Genomic DNA, 25,176 nt, shown 5'->3' on the forward strand with positions numbered 1-25,176 from the left:
AAAAATCTCGGTAAGGCTTTGAATTTATGTAACTATTACAGATCTTGACAGCCGCGGCGGAAATACCCGCGTATCGGCGTTTTCCGGCAACTGTGCCTGCCCGGCAACAGCATTCCGGCAGGAAACGTCTATAGTCCGAGCATCAGATGACACGAACTTCAGTGCGCTCGCGCTGCTACACAGACCAAGGTTGGGGATTTTAACATGAAGAAGGTTTTGCTCGCTCTGACCGCGGTTGCCGCGATGACCGGTTCGGCCTCAGCGGCCGATCTCGGTGCCCGTCCCTACGTGAAGGCCCCGATGCCGGCGCCCGTCGCCAACTGGACCGGCTTCTACGTGTTCGGCGGCGGCGGCGGCGGCCTCTCCAATGCCGACCAGCACGTCCAGACCACCGTTGGTGCGGTTCCGCTGACGATCGACCAGCGTCAGGGCGGCTCCGGTTGGTTCGGCACCGTCGGCGCCGGTTACGACTGGCAGTTCAGCGGCACCTGGGTCGCCGGTGTGTTCGCTGACGGCCAGTTCGGCAGCATCCGCGCCACCATCCAGGATCCGATCGTCGGCATCACCGGCAACCAGAAGCTGGAAACCTCCTGGGCCGCGGGCGTGCGCCTCGGCTGGCTGGTCGCCCCGAACGTTCTCTCCTACGTCAACGGTGGTTACTCGGGCGCCCACTTCGGCCAGACCAACTTCACGACGCTGGGCGGCACTCCCGCCGGCATCCACCTCAACAGCTACAACCGCAACGGCTGGTTCGTTGGCGGCGGTGTCGAGAACAGCCTGAACATCTTCGGCGTCTCTTCGCCCGGCTGGTTCATGAAGACCGAGTATCGTTCGGCCTTCTACAACGCCAAGACCTCGAACGAGCTCTTCGACGGTACCAACGCGCTGGTCGGCCGCGACATCCGCGCCAACAGCTGGAACCAGACGATCTCGACCTCGCTGGTCTACCGCTTCAACTGGACCGGTCCGGTCGTCGCGAAGTACTGATCCGACCAAGTACTGATCCGAACGCAAGTTCAGACGTCAAAGCCCCGGCATCGCCGGGGCTTTTTCGTTATGGTCTTGTCGGCGACCAAAGCTCGACTTCAGCGTCGTACGCAGCGGCGAGCTGAGCTTCGATCACTCACATGACGTTGGTGACCGCCTGCCCCCCCGCATCGCGACATGCGCTGGGCTTCGCCGCGTTGGCTTCTGCCGGCGGCGCCATTGTATCCGGACCAAAGCTACGGCTACTGTGGGCCCAAGCTCTCCTGACCGTGGCGATTGATGCCGCGGGTCGCGACGGAAGCGGACCGACGGGGAGGAATGCATGCGCAGATTTCTGCTTGTAGCAGGCCTGTTTGCCCTCGCCGTCGGGCTGCTCTGGATCGGACAGGGCACGGGTACGGTGCCCTGGCCGCGATCGAGCTTCATGGTCAACCAGCTGCATTGGGCCGGCTATGGCGCCGCCATGGCCGGCTTCGGGCTGGTGCTGATCTGGCAAAGCAACCAATAAAAGAAACCAGGGAATACAAGCATGACATCCAGCCGGTTCGAGCTCCGCGGCAAGGTCGCGGTCGTAACAGGAGGCAATGGCGGCATCGGGCTCGGCATGGCGCGCGGCCTTGCCGATGCCGGCGCCGACATCGCCGTGGTCGGACGCAACGAGGCCAAGTCCAAAGCAGCAGTCGAAGATCTCAGCCAGCGCGGCGTCAAGGCGATCGCGATTGCGACCGATGTCACCGATAGGGCCGCCATCGAAGCCATGATCGCGCGCGTGGTGAAGGATCTCGGCCGCATCGACATCCTCGTCAACAATGCCGGAATGAGCATCCGCAAGCCGCCGCACGAGCTCGAGCTCGACGAGTGGAACAAGGTGATCGACACCAACCTCACCAGCGCCTTCCTGTGCTCGAAGCTTGCTTATCCGGCCTTGAAGGCGTCAGGCAACGGCAAGGTGATCAACATCGGCTCGATGATGTCGATCTTCGGTGCGAGCTTCGCCACCGCCTACGCGGCGAGCAAAGGCGGCATCGTGCAGTACACGCGTGCCTGCGCCAATGCCTGGGCGCCCGACAACATCCAGGTCAATGCGATCCTGCCGGGCTGGATCGACACCGACCTCACCCGCGGCGCGCGGCAGCAGGTGTCAGGATTGCACGAGCGGGTGCTGGCGCGCACGCCTGCGGGGCGCTGGGGCGACATCGACGATTTCGCCGGCATCGCCGTGTTCCTGGCATCGTCCGCGTCGAACTTCGTCACGGGCACCGCGATCCCCGTCGATGGCGGTTTCTCGGTGATGGCCTGAGGCCGGGCCTGTCGGCCATTCAACAACGCAAAAAAGAAGCCCCGGACAAATCCGGGGCTTTTGAATTTAGGCAGTGCCTTTTTTGATCGTTGGTCGCGTTGCGTCGTCGACGTGCTCAGTAACGGGCAATGACAGGTGCGTCGAACCTGTAGCTCGCGCGCACGACGGCCCACTGGATGTCGCGCGGCTTGGCATCGAAGGTGTAATTCCCCGACGTGCCGCCGAGCTGATAGGTCTGGCTGCCGAAGGCAGCGTAATTGTATTCGAGGCCGACGATCCAGTTGCGGGTGACGCCATATTCCCAGCCGGCGCCGACGGTCCAGCCGTTGGCCCAGTGGGTCTGGCCGCCCGAGCCCGACACACCGACGGTGTCGCTGACCGACAGACGGTTGTTCGCGCCGGCATAGCCGCCCTTGACGTAGAAGAGGTTGTTCTGCACGGCGAAGCCGGCGCGGCCGACCACGGTCGCGAGCACGTTGGTGCGCCAGGAGAACACGTCGTCGCCCGCACCGAACGCGGTGTTCGTGAACGAGCCCTTGTTGTCGAGGCCGGAGATCGTGCCTTCCATGCCGAACACGTAGTTGTTGGCTTGCCAGTTGTAGCCGATCTGGGCGCCGCCCATGATGCCTGCGCTGCGCTGACGATAGCCCTCGCCCGGGACGAGATCGCCGAACGGCGCACCGGTCCCGTTGTTGATGAACTGCTGGTTGGTCCATGCACCGCCGATGTGACCGCCGACATAGAAGCCGGTCCAGTTGAACAGCGGCTCCGCATAGGCGGGCGCCTTGGTGTAGCGCGCACCGAGATCGGCGGCGGAGGCCGCGCCCGCCGAAACCAGAGCGGTCGTGCAGGCGAAGGCGGCAATCAATTTGTTACGCATGGTACAACCCCGTGTCCTTTGATGGACGCACGGTCACAGACGGGTGTTACTAAAATTCGAATCAACAGAGTTAACGCGGCCATGGGCACGCGCTGGTCCGCAGATCCGTCGGCGCTGTTGCTCGCCGGCAACGCCGCACGCGCGACTTAACGCGACATTATCCCTACCGAATTCCTGCGCTACGATGCCGCTTTCGAATGCACGTGCTCGGGCCGCACGCCGAGCGCAAGCAGGCGCGCCGGAATGCCCTGCAGCCATGGCAGCGCGGTGATGAGGCGCACGATCAGCGGCACTTTGAGCGGCCGATCGCGCTCCTGCAAGGCACCGCTGATGATCTTGTTCTGCACGATCACCTGCATCCGCTGGGTCATCTTCACCGGGAATTCGCGGCGACGGCGCACGGCATCGAGATCGTTGTCGGACGGGCAGCCGTGCTGCATCTTGTCCGCCAGCAGATTGGCGGTCGCGACTGCGTCCTGCACGGCGAGATTGACGCCGACGCCGCCGACCGGAGACATCGCATGCGCGGCATCGCCGATGCAAAGCAGACCCGGCCGCGTCCAGCGCGTCAGGCGGTTGATCGCGACGGTCAGCAGCTTGACGTCGTCAAAGCTCTTCACGTCGGCGATGCCCGACCTGAGGATCGGGGCCATGCGCACGACGTCGTCGAGCAGTGCCTGCAGTCCCCTCGCCTTCACCGCTTCGTGCTGTCCCTTGGCGATGACATAGGCGCACTGCCAATAGTCGCCGCGATCGAACGTGATCATCATCCTGCCGGGCTCGACGCGCGCGAACACGCTTTCCGTCTCGTCGGCCTTGCGGCCGGCGCGGAACCACAGCACGTCCATCGGCGCGCCGATCTCCTCGACACCAAGGCCGGCGCGCTCGCGCACCGTCGAATGCCGGCCGTCGCAGGCGATGGTGAGATCGGCTTCGATGTCGACGACGCCGTCAGGCGTTTTCGCCCGCACCCCCGCGATCTTCTCGCCGCGGCGGATCAGATCGACCGCCTCCGTGCTCATCATCACCTCGAGTGAGGCAAAGCGCTGGCCGGCCTCGCGCAGGAAATTCAAAAAATCCCATTGCGGCATGAAGGCGATGAAGGGGTATTTGGTGTGGAGCCGGCGGAGATCGGCGATGCGCACCGGCGTACCGCCGAACAGGCCGTCCATCTTCTGCAGGCGTTGATGCGGCAGCTTCAGGAAGCCGTCGATCAGGCCGAGTTCGTCCATGACCTCGAGCGTCGAGGGATGTACGGTGTCGCCGCGGAAATCGCGGAAGAAATCCGCATGCTTCTCCAGCACCACGACCTCGATGCCGGCCCGCCCCAGAAGATAGCCGAGCATCATGCCGGCCGGCCCGCCGCCGACGATGCAGCAACGGACTCTTTTCGTCCGGTTCGGTTGTTGGTCGGAGGTCATTGCAGCCGCTATCCGCGATGCGAGTATCGATCAAGATATGCCGGACGATTGTAACGCCGGTTCAGGTCGATCGCAGCCTCAATCTGGACGGGTCTCGGCAAGGACGGCTGGCAGCTTCGGATCACGCCGGCCCTCGCGGCCCCGGAATAAACCGCGGGCCCCGTTGTTATGGGGAATACGACCCAAACGGCATCAGCGGGAACGTTCAACGTGGCATGGTTGCTTGCAGGCGTGGCAGCCTGGCTGGCCATCAACATCGCGCTCGTCTATCTGCGCACGCGGCGAAGCGGCAATGCGGAAGAGAGCGAGCCGAAGGTCTAGCTTTGCCTGCGGCGACGGCCGCGCCCGGCTCAGCCTTTCTCGTCAGAGCAGCCGGTCGCCACTTGCGAGGCAACGAGAAAGGCCCGCGCTGCGCGGGCCTTTCATGCAGCAGAGCCAGACTATTTCTGATCTTCATTGCTGGTCCCGGAGCCCGGAGTGCCGATCGGCAATCCGTTCGGCGCGTGACCAACACCAGCGTTCCGCTCGGCTTGCGCCGCTGTCGGCGACGTGCCGTTCGCAGTCGGCGACTGAACGTTCGGATTGTTCTGACCTCTGTTGGTGTTGACGTTGGCCCCGGTGGTGGTGCTATGCGTCCCCATTCCTGAAGGAGCCGACGGCCCTGAATTGGCACTGCTGGATGACGTGCCTACTCCAGCACCCGAGCTGGCCGCGGATCCCGCACCGGCGCCGCCGGTCCCCGTACCGGCAGCGGCACCCGCGCTGGCGCCGCCCGCACCACCGCTGCCCGCACCACCGCCGCCTCCCCCGCCTCCCTGGGCAAAAGCGGACGTCGAAAGTGCAGCGCATGCGAAAGCTACGAGGATGGACTTGCGGATCATGGATCGTCTCCCTGGTTTGGTGGACAATCCAGGTGACCAAGGAGTTGTTCCTTCGCCTGCGGCGAACAGGCGCCCGCTACCTCAAGGCTTCGACTTCCGTTCCCATGGGCGCTTGCCGTCGGCGTCGCGGTCCCAGGGACGCGTCATCGGAGCTCCCTTTTCATCCTCGGCGGCCTTCGCACGGTCCGCTTGGACGCGTTCCCGGTCGGTCAGTGGCGGCGTGGGGATGGGAGTAGTTTGCGCCAGAACCGGAAGCGTCGTGAGGAGCGCGACGAGGATGAATTTTGTCATCCCCGGCTCTAACATTTCCACCGTTGACTTGTCCGATTTAAGTTCGTCCATCCCGCCACGCCCGCCCGATCGACACGCCCTCAATTATTGCTGCGGTTCGCGCTGCGGAAACTCTTGATCTCCGAGACGCTGCCGTCGCGATAGGTCAGCTCTACGGAGACGGACTGTGTGCTCGGTGCGAGCTTCATGTAGAGCGGCATGCCCGCAGTGATCGCACTGGGGTCGCGCATGTCGCAAGCAGGCATCTTCAGCACCTGGTTGGGCACGGCAGTGTCGATGCCGATGCGCACCTCGCGGATGGCGCAGCGATAGGACACGAGGTGCGTGTAGTAGACCAGCAGCCCGTTGAACTCGCGGAACGACAGCCAGCTCGTCGATGTCATGTCGAGGATCTTGCGCTGGTCGCGGATCAGCGCGGCCTCGGGATCGAACCGGATCGGGAACGGCCCCTGCATGTCGCCGGACTGATCGACATAGCGGACCTCGATGGTGCCGGCCGCAGCATCCGGCGGCAATTCGATCGACGGGTTCGGCATCCGCTTGCGCGTGCGCGGATCGAGCGTGTCGATGAATCCGGTCTCGCGGAAATCGCCCTTGCCGGCCATGCGCCAGGAAATGCCGAGCGTCGGGTCGGCGAACGAGAACACCACGCTCCAGCCGCCATTGTGCCGCGAGAAGCTCGCGATCGGCGCGTTGAGGGTCTCCTCCTTCGGCAGTTGCGGCACCGACACCGGCGGTAGCGCCGCGAGCTTCTGCGGTGGCGGATCAGCCGGCCGCGCGACGGCATCCTTCGCCATGCCGCTGAGGAAGACGTCGTCGACCATCTGGTCGAAATAGACCGGCACCTGCCTGTGCTTGACGGTATCGGCCATCTCGCTGACGGCACGGCGGGTGCGCTGCGCCACCTGCACGAGGTTCTCGCCGGGCTGAAGCAGCTCCTTGGCGAAAGTGCGCGTGAACACCGAATTGGGATTGGCGTCGTCGTTGGAGAGGCGATCGAGCGCGGTCTGGCGGGGACCAGCCGAAAACACCGAGAACACACCTTCGGGCAGCTGCACCATCGGAGCAAGCCCGCCGCCACCGGCCACCGCGCGGGTACCCTTGCGCTCGAACGGGTTGTTGCGGCAAGCGTCGAACACCAGGATCGAGGTCCGCGCCTTCTTGTTCTGGAGGCGCTCGACGATGCGGTCGGCCAGGATCGAGGCGTCACGCACCAGCTCTTCCTGCCCTTCGGTCGCCGCCGGCACGTCCGTCGGCAGCAAGTAGTTCTGGCCTGCGATCTCGAAGCCGTGGCCGGCGTAGAAGAAGAACGCCGTGTCACCTGGCTCGATCGCCTTGTCGAAGGCGAGCAGGGTCTCGGAGAATTGCTGCCGGCTCTGGTTCTCGGCGATCATCACCGAGAAGCCGAGCTGCTTCAGCGTGTCGCCCATGGTGCGGGCGTCGTTGACCGCCTTGAGCAGCTTCGGGACGTTCCTGTAGTCGTTGTTGCCGACGACGAGCGCGACACGCTTCTCGGCATGGGCGGGAGCTGCGAAGCCGCTCAGGCCCGCCGCCAGGCCAAGGGCCGCCAGAATTCTGAAAAGCCGACGCGTCATCGCAAGATTCCCGTTGTAGAACGGCGCCAAGCCGCTTCCCTCGAACAGCAGTTCATTGGACCCCCTGCCGCTGTGTGATAGTCGGCCCAGACGTTACCGTGGTTCAAGGAACCTGGGCCGCGGTTCCATGATCTGGCTATGGCAGATTCCCGTGGAATCTGCTCTTTCTAGGGCAATTGCGCTGCAAGCGAGGGCTGCCGTGTATCGCTGGTGTACCGACGAGGTCGAGCCGCACGATCGCTTCGACTATTGGCGCGAGGTGCGCTCCAAGGGATTGTTCGGTGTCACTGCCGAACTCGCGCGCGAACGGCGCGCGGACTTCTTCGGCGAGTTCTCGCTGCGCCAGCTTGGCGGCGCCGGCCTCGTCGAGCTGAAGGCCTCGCAATATGCGGTCGAGCGCAGCACCTCCGACATCGCCTACGCACCCGGCGACAGCATCTGCGTCTACCAGCAGCTCGGGAGCGGCGGCTGGTTCGGCGGCATGCGCGGCAACGACTTCGCGATCGCCCCCGGCAGTTTCGCCACCAGCCATACCGACCTGCCCTACCGCACGGCGCCGCTCGGCGCCGGGGGCTTTCACCTGCGGATCCTGAAGATTCCGGTCAGCACCATCCCGGCGCAGGACAAGCGCATGCGCGAGCTTGCGCCCCGGACGTTCGGCGACCCCACCCTGGCGCCCCTGCTCGGGGCCTGCTTTGCCGAGCTCGGCGAAGCCTCAACGGATCAGGGCGACAGCGATGCGACCTCTCTCGTCCAGGCTTTGGCCCATCTGGCGATGATCGAGCGCGGCATCGTCAGGCCCGGCAGCCGGCGCGGACAGGCCGCGCTGCGGACCGCCCGCCTCTCGCGGGCCCGGCGCCTGATCGCGGGCCACCTGCAAAACCCGGATCTGGCACCGACGATGGTGGCCGACGAGCTCGGCGTGTCCGTGCGCCACCTGCACATGCTGTTCGAGACCGCGGCGAAGAGCTTCTCACAGACCGTGACGGACGAACGCCTGAAACAGAGCCGCCGCCTGATGCGTGAGGCACCCGAGCGGCTGATCGCCGACATCGCGACCTCCTGCGGCTTCGAGAGCCTGGCAACCTACTACCGGGTCTTCAATGCCGCTTATGGCATGGCCCCGGGTGACTTCCGGGCGCAGGGCTCGGATAGGCGTTAGCCGCCGTTTTGGCGGCTCAGGCCGGAGCGCGGGGTTGGGCGGAAAAACCCCAGTCGCACCCGCTATTTGGTAAAAACCTCAGGTTTTTTAGGACCTTCCCGCGCCCGCTCCATTGACTTTGGCCGATTCCCGCCTATGTTCCGGGGCGACGCGGCTCAGATCGAAGACCGATTCCTGAGCCTGGCGCTTTGTTCGCGTGAGTCAGCACCCCCAGCTTCTTTGAGAGCGCGCCGTTTCGGGGTGGAACGCGACAGCCTTATTACCCTCGATTCCGAACGGCGGTTTCGACCAGAGGCTCAATGTCCTTTTCAGATCTCGGACTGTCCGAAAAAGTCCTCGCCGCAGTGGCGGCCACCGGTTACACCACCCCCACCCCCATTCAGGAACAGGCGATCCCCCACGTCCTCGCACGCAAGGACGTGCTCGGCATCGCCCAGACCGGCACCGGCAAGACCGCGGCCTTCGTGCTGCCGATGCTCACCATCCTCGAGAAGGGCCGGGCCCGGGCGCGCATGCCGCGCACGCTGATCCTCGAGCCGACCCGCGAGCTCGCGGCCCAGGTCAAGGAAAACTTCGACCGCTACGGCGCCGGCCAGAAACTCAACGTCGCGCTTCTGATCGGCGGCGTTTCCTTCGGCGACCAGGATGCCAAGCTGACGCGCGGCGTCGACGTGCTGATCGCCACCCCCGGCCGTCTGCTCGACCACACCGAGCGCGGCGGTCTGCTCCTCACGGGGGTCGAGCTGCTCGTCATCGACGAGGCCGATCGCATGCTGGACATGGGCTTCATCCCCGACATCGAACGCGTCTGCAAGCTCGTCCCGTTCACGCGACAGACCCTGTTCTTTACCGCGACCATGCCGCCGGAAATCCGGCGCATCACCGAAGCCTTCCTGCACAATCCGCAGAAGGTCGAAGTGTCCAAGCCTGCCACCACTGCCGTGACCGTCACGCAATCCCAGGTGCCAGCCGGGCGCGAGGCGCACGAGAAGCGCGAGCTGCTTCGCCGCCTGCTGCGCGAAGCCAAGGATCTCAAGAACGCGATCATCTTCTGCAATCGCAAGCGCGAAGTCGCCATCGTTCACAAATCGCTCCAGAAGCATGGTTTCAGCGTCGGCGCACTGCACGGCGACATGGACCAGCCGGCCCGCATGGCGGCGCTCGAACAGTTCCGCAAGGGAGAGCTACCGCTCCTCGTCGCCTCGGATGTCGCCGCCCGCGGCCTCGACATTCCCGAGGTCAGCCACGTCTTCAATTTCGACGTTCCCCACCATCCCGATGACTACGTCCACCGCGTCGGCCGCACCGGCCGCGCCGGTCGCACCGGCACCGCGATCTCGATCGTGACGCCGCTCGACCAGAAGTCGATGGTGGCAATCGAGAAGCTGATCGGCCAGAGCATTCCGCGCGCCGAAGGCGACTTTGAAATCCACGCCGAAGCCTCCGATGGGACCGAGCGTCCGCGCGAGTCGCGTGGCCGCGAACGTTCACGCGGCGGACGCGGCAAGCCGCAGCGCGGCCGCGACCGTGAGCGCAGCCACGAGCCGCGCGAGCCCCGTGGCGAGGCAAGACATGCTTCCGAGGCCAAACATTCTTCTGAAGCAAAGAGTTCTTCGGAGGCAAGACAGCCCGCCGAAGCAAGGCATCGTTCCGACGACAAGCGCAGGGCGGAGCCGCGTCACGACGCGCGCCAGCAGGCCAATAATTCGCACGTGCCGTCGATCGGCCGTCCCGAGCCTCGCCGCCAGCGCGAAGCCGACAGTGAGCCGGGCGATCACTCGCATCTGCCGGCGTTTCTGCTGCGGCCGGTCCGCTCCCCCGCCGGAGCCTGAGGCGCGAGGCGCACCAGGTTTCGGTTGAGCAAAGCCGCCGCACAATTTTTTAGATGCATTCGTGAACGTATATTTACGGGGTGTTCACGATCGTCCGTTAGCCTACGAACATAATTTAAGCATTGCTGCGGTCGACGGCGCACCGACCGCTGTGGGGTATGTTCCGTGGTCAAGGTTCTCGACGAACACGAACGCACGATGGCGTTCGCCGAGGTAGCGCTCGGGCAGATCCGATCGCTGCGGCAGACGGCAATTCCCCGCAACTATGAGATTTGGTACGTCTACGCCACCGGCTACAACGCGCCGCTCAACAAGATCGTCAATGAGACGCTGGCGCGCAGCGGCAAGCTGACTGAAGCCGATCTCGAGCAGATCTACGAGACCTATCTCTCCCACATCAAGACCACCGACCGCATCGACAAGGTCGGCGCGCGCGTCATCGGCGAGATCGACGACGTGATGAAGGTCTTGAGCGATGCACTCGGCATGACCGGCTCCTACGATGCCAGCCTGTCGGGGGCCACAGAGAAACTGGCGTCGGCCAAGAACCGTGAGCAGATCAAGGCGATCGTCGAGACGCTGCTCCGTTCGACCAGCGAGATGCGCGAAACCAACAAGACGCTGGAAGACCGGCTGACGCTGTCGAAGAACGAGATCAGCAATCTCCAGCAGAGCCTGGAGGCGATCCGCGCCGAGAGCCTGACCGATCCGCTCACGGGCCTTGGCAACCGCAAATATTTCGACCGCATGATCGACATGGCGGTGCAGAGCGCCCTCGCCTCGGGCGAGCCGCTGTCGCTGCTGCTGTTCGACATCGATCATTTCAAGTCGTTCAACGATTCCTACGGCCATCTCACCGGCGATCAGGTGCTGCGGCTCGTCGGCCTGTCGCTGAAGCAGACCATCAAGGGCCAGGACATCACCGCGCGTTATGGCGGCGAGGAATTCGCGGTCGTGCTCCCCAACACCGCACTGCGTCAGGCCCTCACGGTGGCCGACCACATCCGCCGCGCAGTGATGGCGAAGGAATTGAAGAAGAAGTCCACCGGCGAGATCCTCGGCCGCGTCACCATCTCCGTCGGAGTCTCCATGCTCAAGCAGGGCGACGACACCGACGCGCTGATCGAGCGTGCGGATGCCTGCCTCTATGCCGCCAAGCGTAACGGCCGCAACCGCGTGATCTGCGAAGCCGATCCGGAATACGCGGTCGAGACCCACAGCCGGGTGGCGTGACGCGATCGCGGCATGTCGAACGGCTGTGCTTGACATTCCAACCTGACGACCGCCATCTTCTGCGCCGCCAGACCGCGAGCGTTGAGGACTTGTCGTCGTGCCTAATCCCCATGATTTTCACACGCCGCAACCGTCCTACACCAGGGACGAACTGCTGAAATCGAGCGACGGCGGCTATTTCGGGCCGGGCAATGCGCAACTGCCGGCCCCGCCGATGCTGATGATGGACCGCATCACGGAAATCAGCCTGGACGGCGGCGAATTCGGCAAGGGCCATATCGTCGGCGAGCTCGATATCGTGTCGGACCACTGGTTCTTCGATTGTCACTATCGAGGTGATGCGATGATGCCGGGGAGCCTGGGCCTGGATGCGATGTGGCAGATGGTCGGCTACTGGCTCGGCTGGTCGGGGTCACCGGGCAAGGGCCGCGCCATCGGCGTCGGCGAAGTCGAGTGCACGGGCACCATCACGCCGGAGACGCGACGCGTGCGCTACGAAGTCGCCATGCGGATGGTCCGCCGCGGCAAGCTGGTGCTCGGAATTGCCGATGGCCGCGTGCTGGCAGATGGCATATCGATCTTTGTGGCGAAGGATATGCGAGTTGGTCTGACTAAGGCTACAGACTGAGATCCCATAGGGTGGGCAAAGGCGCGTAGCGCCGTGCCCACGATCTCTCGCGATGACATCCTGATCGTGGGCATGCTCCGCTTTGCCCACCCTACCGCACCTTCCTTTTGGCTGCCTTCTTGGCCAACCGCTTCTTCGGCGCGGCTTTTTTTGCCGCCGCCTTTTTCTTCGGCCGCGTCTTCACCTTGGCGCGCTGGGCGGCGGCGAGTGCCGCCCTCGCCCATTGGGCGAGCTCGGCGGAATCGTCGAACAGGCGCGCCGGCAGCTCCCAATAGGAGTTGACCACCACGGTCCTGGCGCGGGTCGAGTACTGAAACGGCTTTGAGCCTTCGGCTTCAAAGTCCGGGATCGTCACCTCGTCGGCGCGCAAGAACAGGCCGGCACGCAGTGACAGCGCGAAGTTGATGCCGTCGGCGGAGATGCCGTAGCCGGAGAACATTTTCCGGATGGTGACGGGCCCGAAATCGGCAAACAGGTCGGTCAGGAATTCGCGGTCCATGGGCCCCCTCGTGCCCCGGACGCAGCGCAGCGTGTAACGATGCGCTGCTGAGCCGGGGCCCAGTCTTTTGCGCTGGTGACTATAGCGTGGGTCCCGGCTCTGCGCAGCAGCGCGAGGAGCGCTGCGGCACGTCCGGGACACGAGAGTCTTGGGAAGGCGTTATCCGTCGATCTTGGCCGGCCGCAACTCAACCGACTCGCCGCAGCCGCAGGCGGAAATCTGGTTCGGATTGTTGAAGACGAACTGGGCCTGCATCTTGTCGGCCTTGTAGTCCATCTCGGTGCCGAGCAGGAACAGCACGGCCTTGGGATCGACCAGGATCTTGACGCCCTTGTCCTCGACGACCTCGTCGGTCGGGCGGACGTCGTGGGCGTATTCGACCGTGTAGGACTGGCCGGCGCAGCCGCCGTTCTTCACGCCGACGCGCAGGCCGACGATCTCCGAATCGGCGCGCTGGGTCAGCTCGGTGATGCGCTGGGCAGCAGCGTCCGTCAGCCGCATCACCTGCGGGCGCGGCCGCCGCGGCTTCGGAGTGGATGCTGGTGTCGCCTGGGTCATCTTATCTATCTGGTCCGTTGCGGAGCAAATTCAATGCTGAGATTAAGCGTCACCACATGTTGAGCACGAGGCGCGCCTCGTCGCTCATGCGCTCGGGCGACCACGGCGGCTCCCAAACGACCTTGACGTCGACCACGCCGACGCCGGGGACGCTGGCAACCGCGTTCTCGACCATGGTCGGCAGCTCGCCGGCGGCCGGGCAGTTCGGCGTCGTCAGCGTCATCTGGACGTCGACGGAGCGATCGTCCTTGATTTCGACCTTGTAGATCAGGCCGAGCTCGTAGATGTCGGCCGGGATTTCCGGGTCGAACACGGTCTTCAGCCCGGCGATGATCTCCGTGGTCAGCCGCTCGGTCTCCTCCGGCGGCAGCGCCGAATGGGTCTCCATCGGACTAGCTTTGATTTCGGCCGTGTCACTCATGCGAACAAATCCCGCGCCTTCAAAAGCGCCTGTGCCAGATGATCGACTTCTTCCCGCGTATTATACATGCCGAACGAGGCTCGGCAGGTGGCTGTTACGTTGAACCGCTCTAAAAGCGGCATCACGCAATGGGTGCCGGCGCGCACCGCGATGCCCTGGCGGTCGATCACGGTGGCGACATCGTGGGCATGCGCGCCCTTCAGCTCGAAGGAGATCACCGGGCCCTTGCCCCGTGCCGTGCCGATCAGCCGCAGCGAATTGATCTCGCGGAGCCGATCCTGGGCATAGGTGGTGAGATCGTGCTCGTGCGCGGCGATGCGCTCCTTGCCGATCGAATTGACGTAGTCGATGGCAGCGCCAAGGCCGACGGCCTCGACGATCGCGGGCGTGCCCGCCTCGAATTTGTGCGGGGGGTCGCCATAGGTCACGACATCGCGCGAGACCTCGCGGATCATCTCGCCGCCGCCGTTGAAGGGGCGCATCGCGACGAGGTGGTCGTACTTGGCCCAGAGGATACCGATGCCGGTCGGCCCGTAAACCTTGTGGCCGGTGAAGACGTAGAAATCGCAGCCGATGTCCTGGACGTCGACGGGCAGATGCACCGCGCCCTGGCTGCCATCGACCAGCACGGGAATGCCGCGCGCGTGGGCGATTCTGACGACCTCCTTGACCGGCACGATGGTGCCGAGCGCGTTCGACATCTGCGTGATCGCGACCAGCTTGGTCTTGGCCGTCAGCAGCTTCTCGAACTCGTCGATGAGGAAATTGCCCTCGTCGTCCACGGGCGCCCATTTGATCACGGCACCCTGGCGCTCCCTCAGGAAGTGCCACGGCACGATGTTGGAGTGGTGCTCCATGATCGAGATGACGATCTCGTCGCCTTCCCCGATGTTCGGCCCGCCCCAGGACGAGGCAACCAGATTGATCGCTTCGGTCGCGTTGCGGGTGAAGATCACTTCTTCCGTACGGGGCGCGTTAATGAACTGCGCCACCTTGGTGCGACCGCCCTCATAGGCTTCGGTCGCGGCATTGGCGAGGTAATGCAGGCCGCGATGCACGTTGGCGTATTCGCTAGTGTAGGCCTGCGTCATGCGATCGAGCACGGCGCTCGGCTTCTGCGCAGAGGCGGCGTTGTCCAGATAGACCAGCTTCTTGCCGTAGACCTGCATGGCGAGCGCCGGAAAATCCTGGCGCACGCGCGCGACGTCATAGGCACCGTTCCTGACTGCGGGATGCGTGCTCATGACCGCCGCTCCAGCCAGCGCTCGGCGATGCCGATCACGTGCTCGCGCAAACCGTCATCGGCGATCTGCTCGATCGCCTCGCCCACGAAAGCCTGGATCAGCAGCGCCTGGGCCTGCTTCTCCGGCAGGCCGCGGGCCTTCAGATAGAACAACAGGCTGTCGTCGAGCGCGCCGGCGGTGGCGCCGTGGCCGCAGGAGACGTCGTCGGCAAAAATCTCGAGCTCGGGCTTGTTGTCGGCCTCGGCCTCATCCGAGAGCAGCAGCGCGCGCGTCATCATCTTGCCGTCGGTCTTCTGCGCATCGGGACGGACGATGATGCGGCCCTGGAACACCGAATGGGCGCGATCGTCGATCACGGCGCGGAAAACTTCGCGGCTGACGCAGTTCGGCACGGCGTGGTCGACCACCAGCGTGGTGTCGCCGTGCTCGGTCTTCTGCAACAGGTTGACGCCGTTGGCCGAGAGCTCGCTGCCCTCGCCCGCCAGCGTGATGAAGCCCTGGAGGCGGCTGACCGCGGCGCCGGTCGTCATGTTGAAGAAGTTGAGCTTCACGTTGGCGCCGACGGTGACGAAGTGCGACGAGACATTCAGCGCGTCAGGCGCATCATCCATCAGGCGGATATGGGCCACGTCGGAATCGTCGCCGACCGTCACCAACACAGCGTCATGGACCTGGTAAGTCTTGGCGCCAGCCGCGACAAAACTCTCGATGATGGTGGCGCGCACGCCCTTCCCGACCGCGACCTGCGAACGGGTGAAGGCCGACGCCGACGCGGCCGTCGCAATGTGGATGATCTGGACCGGCGCGGACAGCTGCGCGCCGTCGGCAATCGACAGCACCACGCCATCGGTCGCCATCGCCGCGTTCAGCGCGATCACGGCATCGGTGGACGCGGTCTTCAGCAGACCGGCATCCTTCTCCAGCGTTTCCCGCAACGTGCTGAAGCCCGCCTCGGCTGCCAGCGCCTTCACGTCGGAGAGATCGGCCGCGAACACGCCGTCGACCAGCACCAGCTTGCGGGCGCCCGCGATCGCATGCACCTTCACAGCGTCCGCGGCGCGCTTCAGCGCGGCCGCGTCGGGCGCGGCCGCAAGCGGCAGCACCTCGCCGACCAGCGCGCGCAGGTCGGTGTATTTCCATTCCTCGATCCGGCGGTGCGGAAGGCCGAGACGCTCATAGGTCTCGAACGCCTCGCGTCGCACGGCGGTGACCGCGGTCGAACCCGGCAGCCGGCCCTCGGCGCTGGTGAAGAGATCGCTCACCGCGCGGCCCTTTCCGGTCTTTGCCACAGCAACGTTCATCGCAAAATTCCTTACGCGGCGTCCTCGAACTGGGCATATCCGGAGGCTTCCAGCTCCAGCGCCAATTCCTTGCCGCCGCTCTTCACGACACGGCCCTTCGACATCACGTGCACGACGTCGGGCACGATGTAGTTCAGCAGCCGCTGATAATGGGTGATGACGACCATCGCGCGCCCCGGCGAACGCAGCGCGTTGACGCCGTCGGCAGCAATGCGCAGCGCGTCGATGTCGAGGCCGGAATCCATCTCGTCGAGGATGCACAGGCTCGGCTCGAACAGCGCCATCTGCAGCACCTCGTTGCGCTTCTTCTCGCCGCCGGAGAAGCCGACATTGACGCCGCGCTTGAGCATGTCCTGCGGGATGTTCAGCGACTTCGAGACCTCACGAACCTTCTTCAGGAAGTCCGGCGTCGAATATTCGCTCTCGCCGCGTGCCTTGCGCTGGGCGTTCAGCGCGGTGCGCAGGAAGTTCATGGTGGCGACGCCGGGGATCTCGACCGGATACTGGAACGCCAGGAACACGCCCTTGGCGGCGCGCTCGTCAGGCGACATCTCCAGGAGATCCTCGCCCCTGAACAGGATCTGGCCGTCGGTGACCTCGTAACCGGGCTTGCCGGCGATCACGTGGGAGAGCGTCGATTTGCCGGAACCGTTCGGCCCCATGATCGCGTGCACCTCGCCCTCGTTCACGGTCAGCGTCAGCCCGTGGAGGATCTCACGCTCCTCGACACGAACCTTGAGGTCTTTCACTTCAAGCAAAGCCATTTTGGTGTCCAGTCTATTCAAATGATGCATGGAGCGCTTAAGCGCACCGCGAGGGTCGGTATTAACCGACCGACCCTTCAAGCGAGATCGAGATCAGCTTCTGCGCTTCCACCGCGAATTCCATCGGCAGCTGCTGCAGCACGTCCTTGACGAAGCCGTTGACGACGAGGCCGACCGCCTCCTCCTGCGAAAGGCCGCGCTGGATGCAGTAGAACAGCACGTCCTCGGAGATTTTCGAGGTCGTCGCTTCGTGCTCGAACGTCGCCGAGGAGTTCTTGGCCTCGATGTACGGCACGGTGTGCGCGCCGCATTTATCGCCGATCAACAAGGAGTCACAGGCGGTGAAGTTGCGCGCGCCGGTCGCTTTCCGGTGCGCGGTGACGAGGCCGCGATAGGTGTTCTGCGACTTTCCGGCGGCGATGCCCTTGGAGATGATGCGGCTCGACGTGTTCTTGCCGAGATGGATCATCTTGGTGCCCGAATCGACCTGCTGGAAGCCGTTCGAGATCGCGATCGAGTAGAACTCGCCGCTCGAATTGTCACCGCGGAGAATGCAGCTCGGATACTTCCAGGTGATCGCCGAACCCGTTTCGACCTGGGTCCAGGAGATCTTCGAACGGTCGCCGCGGCAGTCGCCACGCTTGGTGACGAAATTGTAGATGCCGCCCTTGCCTTCCGAATTGCCGGGGTACCAGTTCTGCACCGTCGAATATTTGATCTCGGCGTCGTCATGCGCGACGAGCTCGACCACGGCGGCGTGCAGCTGATTCTCGTCGCGCTGCGGCGCGGTGCAGCCTTCGAGATAGGAGACGTAGGAGCCCTTGTCGGCGATGATCAGCGTGCGCTCGAACTGGCCGGTGTTGCGCTCGTTGATGCGGAAATAGGTCGACAGCTCCATCGGGCAACGCACACCCGGCGGCACGTAGACGAACGAGCCGTCGGAGAACACCGCCGAGTTCAGCGTCGCGTAGAAATTGTCCGAGGTCGGAACCACCGAGCCCAGATATTTCTGCACCAGCTCGGGATGCTCGCGGATCGCCTCCGAGATCGGCATGAAGATCACGCCGGCCTTCTTCAGCTCCGCCTTGAACGTGGTCGCAACCGAGACCGAATCGAAGACAGCATCGACCGCGATCTTGCGGCGCGCCGGATCTTCCTCGCCGGGCTTGGGTTCCACGCCCTCGAGCATGGCGACTTCCCGCAAGGGAATGCCGAGCTTCTCGTAGGTCTTCAGGATCTCCGGATCGATCTCGTCCAGCGAGGTGACCGTCTTCTTCGGCTTCGGTGCCGCGTAGTAGTAGAGATCCTGGAAATCGATCTTGGGATAATCGACGCGCGCCCAGGTCGGCTCGGTCATGGTCAGCCAGCGCCGATAGGCCTCAAGCCGCCACTGGAGCATCCAGGCGGGTTCGTTCTTCTTCTGCGAGATGAACTTTACGATCTCTTCCGACAGCCCCTTGGGGGCCTTCTCGGTGTCGATCAGGGTCTCAAACCCATAGCGGTATTGGTCGACGTCGATACGCTTCACGCGCTCGACCGTCTCTTGTACGGCTGGCATTCCATCCTCCGCTCGCGGTTTCAAGGACCGCGGTGGATCAAACTCGAACGATTATTACGGTGTCTATTACGATGTTTTTTGGCGGAAAGCACGCGCTTAGAACCGTTCAAGCCGTGTTTCATCGCTTAGCTCTTAAGTAGGGTATTACCGAGCTTTCGCCAAGCCTCTAACGCCCTGTTGATGTCATCCGGTTCCGTGGACCAGCCCAGACTGAGACGCACCGCTCCCTGGGCCACGGCGGCATCGTACCCCATGGCCGACAGCACGTGAGAGGGTTGGACCTTGCCCGAGGAACAGGCCGAACCCGAGGAGACTGCGATGCCTTCGAGGTCAAAGCCGATCACGGCGGTCACAGCCTTGAGGCCGGGCGCGGTGAAAAGGACGGTATTAGGCAACCTCTTCACCTCATCCGAGAGGATCGTTGCGCCGGCGATTCCCCGGATGCCATTTTCCAAGCGATTTCTGAGGGTTGCCATCTGCTCCGCATCTTCCGAAAGAGTCTGAAGCGCGACCTTCACCGCTGCGCCAAAGCCCGCGATTCCCGCAATATTCTCGGTTCCGGCGCGCCGGTTCAGCTCCTGGCCGCCTCCCCGCAGCAGCGGCTCCAATCCCGTCAGTCCCTCCGCCACGACCAGGGCGCCGACACCCTTGGGGCCGCCGACCTTATGTGCAGAAAAAGTCGCAAGATCTGCGCCCATAGCGTTGATCTCGAATGGGATTTTGCCAAGCGCCTGGATTGCATCGACGTGCAGGAGGCCGCCGGCCTCATGGACGATCCGGGCGACCTCCGCGACCGGCTGGAGCGCGCCGGTTTCGTTGTTCGCCGCCATGACGGAAACCAGTGCCGGAGCGCCGTCGCGGAGCAGGCTCCTGAGATGGTCGAGGTCAACCACACCGGAACGCATCACCGGGATCAGGCCGATCTTGTCCGCCGCGAACCGGCCACCGGCCAGCACCGAAGCGTGCTCCACGGCCGAGAGCAGCAGCCGCTCGACCGGGCCGCCGGATGACCGCCGCAGGCCAGGCGACAGCGCCAGCGCGTTGGCTTCCGTGCCAGCGGAGGTGAAGACGACGTTCCGCGGCAGCACCCCTACCGCCACCGCCAGCGTGGCGCGGGCCTCCTCGATCAGCCGTCGCGCCTCCCGCCCCTCGGCATGGACCGATGACGGGTTGCCGACCAGATCCCAGGCGGCGAGCATTGCGCGTCGCGCTTCCGCACGCAGCGGCGTGGTCGCATTCCAGTCGAGATAAACGCGGTTCCGCATGTAGTATTATCTTACCTTGCCTGGCAAACTTGACCCGTTGGGCCCATCCAGCCCGACATGGCGCCCCGACACGCGCTTGGCAACGGGCGATTCCATACCCGCGGCAGCTGATGACGCGACCATGACACGCTAACATCTTGAGCCCATTGAGTGATGTTCAAGATGCTTGCTTTTTGACCCTCAGCCTATGTTAGAACCCGCACCGTCAAGTCACCGCACGCCTTCAGCGCATCACCGCAAGGCGCGCCTTCTCACCCTTCATTCGCGCTTCCGTCGGTACCTGCCGATGAGGCCACAATCGGTTGATTGCCGAGGATCGTCTCTCCAGCACATCAATCAAGAGATCATCGATGCCTGAAGTTATTTTCACTGGCCCTGCCGGCCGTCTCGAAGGCCGCTATCACCCGGCCAAGCAGAAGAACGCGCCGATCGCGATGATCCTGCATCCGCATCCGCAGTTTCACGGCACGATGAATCATCAGATCGTGTACCAGTGCTACTATGCGTTCGCGCATCGCGGCTTCTCGGTGCTGCGCTTCAATTTCCGCGGCGTCGGCCGCAGCCAGGGCTCATTCGACCATGGTACCGGCGAATTGTCGGATGCCGCCGCAGCCCTCGACTGGGCGCAGACCATCAATCCCGAAGCGCGCGCCTGCTGGGTCGCCGGCTTCTCCTTCGGCGCCTGGATCGGCATGCAGCTCCTGATGCGCCGCCCCGAGGTCGAGGGCTTCATCTCGATCGCGCCGCCGGCCAATCTCTACGACTTCTCGTTCCTTGCGCCCTGCCCGTCGTCGGGCCTGATCGTGCATGGCGAGAAGGACGCGGTGGTGCCGCCGAAGGACGTCAACACCCTGGTCGAGAAGCTGAAGACGCAGAAGGGCATCGTGATCGACCAGCAGGTCATCCCCGGCGCCAACCATTTCTTCGACGCCAAGCTCGAGCCGCTGATGGAGACCATCACGGCCTATCTCGACATGCGTCTGGCCAACGTGCGCTAAGCGAGCTTTAGCGCGGCGATCCCCATCAAGACGAGCGCGATGCCCGCAAGCTTCATCGCGCTCAAGGTCTCGCCGAACAACACGACGCCCATCACGAAAGTGCCGGCAGCCCCAATGCCGGTCCACACCGAATAGGCGACGCCGACCTCGAGCACCTTCAAGGCCCGCCCGAGCAGGACAACGAAGGCCGCGAGCAGCACCACCGAAACGACGCTCCAGCCTAAGCGCGTGTAGCCCTCCGCATATTTCATCGAGATCGCCCAGCCGACGTCGAGCGCGCCGGCGATCACCAGCATCAGCCAGGCCAGGGATTGCGACATCGGCATCGTCTCAGGCGGCGAGCTTGAGCAGATGCGCGTCGTGCCGCACCAGGAAGGCGCGCAGCAATTGAGGATAGTCCGCGCCAACCGCGGTTCGTACGCTCGGACGCTTCGCAAGCTGCGCGCGCCACGCCCGCACCTTCGGAAGATCGGTGAAGATGCCGTGCTCGGTCAGTTCGTCGAACAGATCGAAATAGCGGAAGATCGGCGCGAACACCGCATCGACCAGGCTGAACGCATCGCCAGCGAAATAAGGTCCCGCGCCGAGCGCCCCTTCGACACGCGCGAATTTCGCGGCGAGCGCCTGGCGCTTGGTTTCGAAGGTCGCCGGATCCGTCGTCGTCTCCAGTCCCCAGAGATCGCCGAGGATCGCCGAGCCGAACTCCATCCAGGCGCGATGCTCGGCACGCTTCAGCGCATCCGCCGGATGCAGCTTGAGGCCCGCTTGCGTCTCCTCGATGTATTCACAGATCACGTTGCTCTCGAACAGCGCGACTTCGCCGCTATCGGTCGTCACCACCAGCACCGGCACCTTGCCGAGCGGCGAGAGCTTTAGAAACCAGTCGGGCTTGTTGGCGAGATCGATGTCGATCCGCTCGAACGGCACGCCCTTTTCCGTCAGCGCGATCACGGCGCGCTGCACGTAGGGGCAAAGCTTGTGGCTGATCAGTTTGAGCGAAGCGGTCATGGCCAAGATCCCGGCGTTTCAATGCAGCTGCACCCATATAGATGCACTTGCATGCAACTGTCAAGATCAATGCAATTGCATTAATTTGGCGCCGGCCGATCACCCTGCCGTTATCGGCATCGGCACGCGTCGGGCAAAACACCCAAAACCCGTCAATCCCCGTCCGCAAAAATATTCCACTTTCCCGAATTTCGGATTTATGGCATACACACGCCATCCCGGCCCTGCCAGAGGGGCGCTTCGCGATCGTCACGAGATGCGGGCCGGGGTGCGGTGGACGCGGTAGCGCCGGCGCGATGTGCGTGAGGACAGGGCGGGCGACCGTGAGTCCCGGCACAACGCGCATACGACACGGCGCGGTCACAGCGGTTTGGTCGATGCTCTGGGGCGGGCACACGCAAGCCCCGGATGTTGAGACCAAGCCGTCCGCGGACGGAGAAGTCGTGTGGTCCCGACGCCCGGGGTTCTGGCGTCAAGGCTTGCGGTGATGCGGCGGCCCGACCGGGCACGTGCATCAGCCATCCGCAAGGCGACGGGGGCAATAGTGCAACGCTCCCCGAGGAGAGCACGAAGGACACCGTTAAAACCATCCGCGCAGGGAAGGCCGGGCGACCGGCACACCTGTGGTCCACCCCGTGTGCGTTCTAATCGCCCACGGACCTGCGGGTGCCGCCGGCGCCCGGCCTTCCCTGCGCCCTTTGGTCTTCAAGGAGCGCGAACGACAGCAAGGCTCGGGCGAAACCTGCCGCGAGAGTACGAAGGCGTGTCTGCAATCTTGAAAGCCGATTGGAAGGGCGAGGCAGTGCCCCAATTCGGGAAGCCGCCCTCAGGGCCGCGCGATCACCCCGCCCGTCATCGGCATCGGCACGCCCGTGGTGGCCGGATAGGACAGCGGCAGGCCCTTCAGCCCACGCGCGGCGAGGAAGCCGAAGGCCTGGGCTTCGATGGCGTCGGAGGCCCAGCCGAGCGTCTCGGCGGCCTCGACGGTCGCCGATCCCACCCGCTCCCGCAGCATCCGCAGCATGGTGAGATTGCGGGCGCCGCCGCCGCAGACGATCCAGCTCCGCGGCCGACGCGGCAGCAACGGGATGATGCGGGCGATCGCCGCCGCGGTGAAGGCGGTCAGCGTCGCCGCGCCATCGGCCGGGGCGACATCGCCGAGCTTGAGCGCGGCGAAATCGTTGCGGTCGAGCGATTTCGGCGGAGGCAACGCAAAAAACGGCAGCTCGAGCGCACGCGCGATCCAGGCCTCATCGACCTTCCCGAGCGCTGCGAACTTTCCTTCCGCATCGAACGCCTGGTTCATGGTGCGGTACATGAAATCGTCCAGCAGCGCGTTGCCGGGGCCGGTGTCGCAGGCGATCAGCGTGTCGTTGCCGTCGATATAGGTGATGTTGGAGACGCCGCCGATATTGACCACGACGATCGGCCCCTCGCGATCCAGCGAGTTGGCGAGCGCGCGGTGGTAGACGGGTACGAAGGGCGCCCCCTGCCCGCCGGCCTCGACGTCGGCGGCGCGGAAATCATGCATCACGGGGATATGGATCGCTCTCGCCAGCGCCGGCGCGTCGCCGATCTGCACCGTCAGCCGTCTCTCGGGGCGGTGCAGCACGGTCTGGCCGTGGAAGCCGACGATGTCGATGTCCTCGGGCTTCATGCGGTTCTGGGCAAAGAAGGCGGCAACCGCCTCGGCATGGGCCCGTGTCACCGCGCGCTCGGCCTCGGCCAGGATGCCTGGCCGGGCGTCACGTTGCAGCAGGTGCACAGCCTCGGAGAGCGCCTGGCGCAGCAGATTGCGCTCCGCAGGGCTATAGGCCCGGTAGCCGGACGGCCCGAATGCCTTCACCTGTTTTCCATCGGTTTCGATCAGCGCGACATCCACCCCGTCCAGCGAGGTGCCGCTCATCAAACCGAGTGCCGTCAACATCATGGATCAGCGTCCTCAAGAGACCCCCTCCGGCATGCCGATCTTGTGCCAGAGGGACACATCTTATAATGCCACAGGCCAAAGTGGCGGGCAGCAATCGAGTTCCCACGGAAGACCCTTAAATTGCGCCCAAAACAGTAAACCAAGAATTGTCAGGCACGCCGACAGATGACTGCATTTAAATCGGATTTCCTCAACACCCTGCAGGAACGTGGATTCATTCACCAGTGCTCCGATTTCGAGGGGCTGGACGCGCTCGCCGCCAAGGGCGAGGCGACCGCCTATGTCGGCTACGATTGCACCGCCCGCTCGCTGCATATCGGCAATTACCTCACCATGATGATGCTGCACTGGCTGCAGCAGTCCGGCAACAAGCCGATCACGCTGATGGGCGGCGGCACCACCATGGTGGGCGATCCCTCCGGCAAGGACGAGACGCGCGCGATGCGCACCGTCGCCGAGATCGAGGCCAACAAGGAATCGATCCGCGGCGTGTTCGCGAAAGTGCTGCGCTACGGCAGCGGCGCGAGCGACGCCATCATGCTCGACAATGCGGAGTGGCTGACCAAGCTGAACTGGATCGAGATGCTGCGCGACGTCGGGCGGCACTTCTCGGTCAACCGCATGCTGACCATGGACTCCGTGCGGCTGCGCCTCGAGCGCGAGCAGGAGATGAGCTTCATCGAGTTCAACTACATGGTCTGCCAGGCTTACGACTTCGTCGAGCTCGCCAAGCGCACCGGCTGCAAATTGCAGATGGGCGGCTCGGACCAGTGGGGCAACATCATCATGGGCGTCGATCTCGGCCGCCGCATGGGCACCCATCAGCTGTTCGCACTGACGACACCGCTGTTGACGACGGCGTCCGGCGCCAAGATGGGCAAGACGGCGCAAGGCGCGGTCTGGCTCAACGCCGACGCGTTCTCGCCCTATGATTTCTGGCAGTACTGGCGCAACACGGAAGATGCCGACGTCGGCAAATTCCTGAAGCTGTTCACGACGCTGCCGATGGCTGAGATCAGGAAGCTCGAGGCGCTCGGCGGCTCGGAGATCAACGAGGCCAAGAAGGTGCTCGCCACTGAAGCGACCGCGCTGCTGCACGGCCGCGAGGCCGCGAACGAGGCGGCGGAGACCGCGCGCCGCACCTTCGAGGAAGGCGCGCTGGCCGAAACCCTGCCGACGGTGCAAATTCCGCAGGGTGAGATCGACGCCGGCCTCGGCGTGCTCAACGCCTTCGTCAAGGCGGGCCTCGTTGCATCCAACGGCGAAGCCCGGCGCCAGATCAAGGGCGGCGGCCTTCGCGTCAACGACGAGCCGGTCACTGACGAAAAGATGGCACTGTCGGCAAACAATCTGACGCCCGAGGGCGTGATCAAGCTGTCCTTCGGCAAGAAGAAGCACGTCCTCCTTAAGCCTGCATAGG

The 25,176-nt window shown here is 64.3% G+C and carries 23 protein-coding genes and 1 pseudogene; 9 read left to right on the forward strand and 15 right to left on the reverse strand.

The window, feature by feature from the left end; genetic code table 11:
* Positions 1-204: 204 nt before the first annotated feature.
* The 3 genes from CIT37_RS21940 to CIT37_RS21950 all read left to right on the forward strand — a co-directional run bounded on the left by CIT37_RS21940 (position 205) and on the right by CIT37_RS21950 (position 2,287).
* Complete coding sequence (locus CIT37_RS21940) at positions 205-987, forward strand: outer membrane protein (RefSeq protein WP_018323049.1); 783 nt, start codon at positions 205-207, stop codon at positions 985-987.
* Positions 988-1,309: 322 nt separating this feature from the next.
* Positions 1,310-1,495: a hypothetical protein gene (locus CIT37_RS21945; RefSeq protein WP_028144810.1), complete on the forward strand. Its 186-nt coding sequence runs from the start codon at positions 1,310-1,312 to the stop codon at positions 1,493-1,495.
* Between the two features lie 21 nt (positions 1,496-1,516).
* Positions 1,517-2,287, forward strand: a complete 771-nt coding sequence (locus tag CIT37_RS21950; protein WP_095424231.1) for an SDR family NAD(P)-dependent oxidoreductase — start codon at positions 1,517-1,519, stop codon at positions 2,285-2,287.
* A gap of 115 nt (positions 2,288-2,402) precedes the next feature.
* On the opposite strand, the gene CIT37_RS21955 is transcribed toward CIT37_RS21950, so the two are convergent.
* From CIT37_RS21955 to CIT37_RS21970, 4 genes are all read right to left on the reverse strand, one after another.
* Positions 2,403-3,167, reverse strand: a complete 765-nt coding sequence (locus tag CIT37_RS21955; protein WP_095424232.1) for an outer membrane protein — start codon at positions 3,165-3,167, stop codon at positions 2,403-2,405.
* Between the two features lie 179 nt (positions 3,168-3,346).
* The gene (locus tag CIT37_RS21960; protein WP_095424233.1) at positions 3,347-4,588 is read right to left on the reverse strand and encodes an FAD-dependent oxidoreductase; all 1,242 of its coding nucleotides are present in this window, start codon (positions 4,586-4,588) and stop codon (positions 3,347-3,349) included.
* Positions 4,589-5,550: 962 nt separating this feature from the next.
* Positions 5,551-5,811: a hypothetical protein gene (locus CIT37_RS21965; protein ID WP_244611260.1), complete on the reverse strand. Its 261-nt coding sequence runs from the start codon at positions 5,809-5,811 to the stop codon at positions 5,551-5,553.
* 29 nt (positions 5,812-5,840) lie between these two features.
* Positions 5,841-7,355 carry a caspase family protein gene (locus tag CIT37_RS21970; protein ID WP_038946661.1) on the reverse strand — a complete coding sequence of 505 codons (1,515 nt, stop codon included), beginning with the start codon at positions 7,353-7,355 and terminating at the stop codon, positions 5,841-5,843.
* Positions 7,356-7,554: 199 nt separating this feature from the next.
* Here CIT37_RS21970 and CIT37_RS21975 point away from each other — a divergent pair, with 199 nt between their 5' ends.
* From CIT37_RS21975 to fabA, 4 genes are all read left to right on the forward strand, one after another.
* Positions 7,555-8,517: a helix-turn-helix domain-containing protein gene (locus CIT37_RS21975; RefSeq protein ID WP_095424234.1), complete on the forward strand. Its 963-nt coding sequence runs from the start codon at positions 7,555-7,557 to the stop codon at positions 8,515-8,517.
* A gap of 299 nt (positions 8,518-8,816) precedes the next feature.
* A complete protein-coding gene (locus tag CIT37_RS21980; RefSeq protein WP_038946660.1) occupies positions 8,817-10,349 on the forward strand; it encodes a DEAD/DEAH box helicase in 1,533 nt (510 codons plus the stop codon).
* 165 nt (positions 10,350-10,514) lie between these two features.
* A complete protein-coding gene (locus tag CIT37_RS21985) occupies positions 10,515-11,582 on the forward strand; it encodes a GGDEF domain-containing protein (protein WP_028144818.1) in 1,068 nt (355 codons plus the stop codon).
* Positions 11,583-11,679: 97 nt separating this feature from the next.
* A complete protein-coding gene (gene fabA, locus CIT37_RS21990) occupies positions 11,680-12,210 on the forward strand; it encodes a bifunctional 3-hydroxydecanoyl-ACP dehydratase/trans-2-decenoyl-ACP isomerase (RefSeq protein WP_038946657.1) in 531 nt (176 codons plus the stop codon).
* Between the two features lie 69 nt (positions 12,211-12,279).
* On the opposite strand, the pseudogene CIT37_RS21995 reads toward fabA, so the two are convergent.
* The 8 genes and pseudogenes from CIT37_RS21995 to CIT37_RS22030 all read right to left on the reverse strand — a co-directional run.
* Positions 12,280-12,709, reverse strand: a pseudogene (locus CIT37_RS21995) (TfoX/Sxy family protein); the annotation flags it as partial.
* 159 nt (positions 12,710-12,868) lie between these two features.
* Complete coding sequence (locus CIT37_RS22000; RefSeq protein WP_018323036.1) at positions 12,869-13,267, reverse strand: HesB/IscA family protein; 399 nt, start codon at positions 13,265-13,267, stop codon at positions 12,869-12,871.
* 49 nt (positions 13,268-13,316) lie between these two features.
* Positions 13,317-13,688, reverse strand: coding sequence for an SUF system Fe-S cluster assembly protein (locus CIT37_RS22005; protein WP_018323035.1), 372 nt, complete (start codon positions 13,686-13,688; stop codon positions 13,317-13,319).
* On the reverse strand, positions 13,685-14,932 hold the full coding sequence (locus CIT37_RS22010; RefSeq protein ID WP_038946653.1) for a cysteine desulfurase: 1,248 nt from the start codon (positions 14,930-14,932) through the stop codon (positions 13,685-13,687). The genes CIT37_RS22005 and CIT37_RS22010 overlap by 4 nt, the downstream gene beginning before the upstream one ends.
* Entirely contained in the window at positions 14,929-16,233 is a 1,305-nt protein-coding gene (sufD, locus tag CIT37_RS22015; protein WP_038946652.1) for a Fe-S cluster assembly protein SufD, read from the reverse strand. The genes CIT37_RS22010 and sufD overlap by 4 nt, the downstream gene beginning before the upstream one ends.
* An 11-nt stretch (positions 16,234-16,244) precedes the next feature.
* Complete coding sequence (gene sufC, locus CIT37_RS22020) at positions 16,245-16,997, reverse strand: Fe-S cluster assembly ATPase SufC (protein ID WP_038946651.1); 753 nt, start codon at positions 16,995-16,997, stop codon at positions 16,245-16,247.
* A gap of 61 nt (positions 16,998-17,058) precedes the next feature.
* Entirely contained in the window at positions 17,059-18,555 is a 1,497-nt protein-coding gene (gene sufB / locus CIT37_RS22025; RefSeq protein WP_095424235.1) for a Fe-S cluster assembly protein SufB, read from the reverse strand.
* A gap of 125 nt (positions 18,556-18,680) precedes the next feature.
* Positions 18,681-19,820, reverse strand: coding sequence for a cysteine desulfurase family protein (locus CIT37_RS22030; RefSeq protein ID WP_095424236.1), 1,140 nt, complete (start codon positions 19,818-19,820; stop codon positions 18,681-18,683).
* A 350-nt stretch (positions 19,821-20,170) separates the two neighbouring features.
* Here CIT37_RS22030 and CIT37_RS22035 point away from each other — a divergent pair, with 350 nt between their 5' ends.
* Complete coding sequence (locus CIT37_RS22035) at positions 20,171-20,818, forward strand: alpha/beta hydrolase (RefSeq protein ID WP_014495555.1); 648 nt, start codon at positions 20,171-20,173, stop codon at positions 20,816-20,818.
* Here CIT37_RS22035 and CIT37_RS22040 read toward each other — a convergent pair.
* The 3 genes from CIT37_RS22040 to CIT37_RS22050 all read right to left on the reverse strand — a co-directional run bounded on the left by CIT37_RS22040 (position 20,815) and on the right by CIT37_RS22050 (position 23,756).
* Positions 20,815-21,138 (reverse strand): DMT family transporter, encoded by a 324-nt coding sequence (locus CIT37_RS22040; protein WP_028144825.1) that lies wholly within the window; start codon positions 21,136-21,138, stop codon positions 20,815-20,817. The two genes, CIT37_RS22035 and CIT37_RS22040, sit on opposite strands and share 4 nt — an antisense overlap.
* Before the next feature lie 10 nt (positions 21,139-21,148).
* Positions 21,149-21,826, reverse strand: coding sequence for a glutathione S-transferase family protein (locus CIT37_RS22045; protein WP_095424237.1), 678 nt, complete (start codon positions 21,824-21,826; stop codon positions 21,149-21,151).
* Between the two features lie 826 nt (positions 21,827-22,652).
* Positions 22,653-23,756: an anhydro-N-acetylmuramic acid kinase gene (locus CIT37_RS22050; RefSeq protein WP_095424238.1), complete on the reverse strand. Its 1,104-nt coding sequence runs from the start codon at positions 23,754-23,756 to the stop codon at positions 22,653-22,655.
* 165 nt (positions 23,757-23,921) lie between these two features.
* On the opposite strand from CIT37_RS22050, the gene tyrS reads away from it, so the two are divergent.
* Positions 23,922-25,175 (forward strand): tyrosine--tRNA ligase, encoded by a 1,254-nt coding sequence (tyrS, locus tag CIT37_RS22055; protein WP_095424239.1) that lies wholly within the window; start codon positions 23,922-23,924, stop codon positions 25,173-25,175.
* Position 25,176: the final 1 nt, after the last annotated feature.

Source organism: Bradyrhizobium ottawaense, assembly GCF_002278135.3.
Classification (GTDB): domain Bacteria; phylum Pseudomonadota; class Alphaproteobacteria; order Rhizobiales; family Xanthobacteraceae; genus Bradyrhizobium; species Bradyrhizobium ottawaense.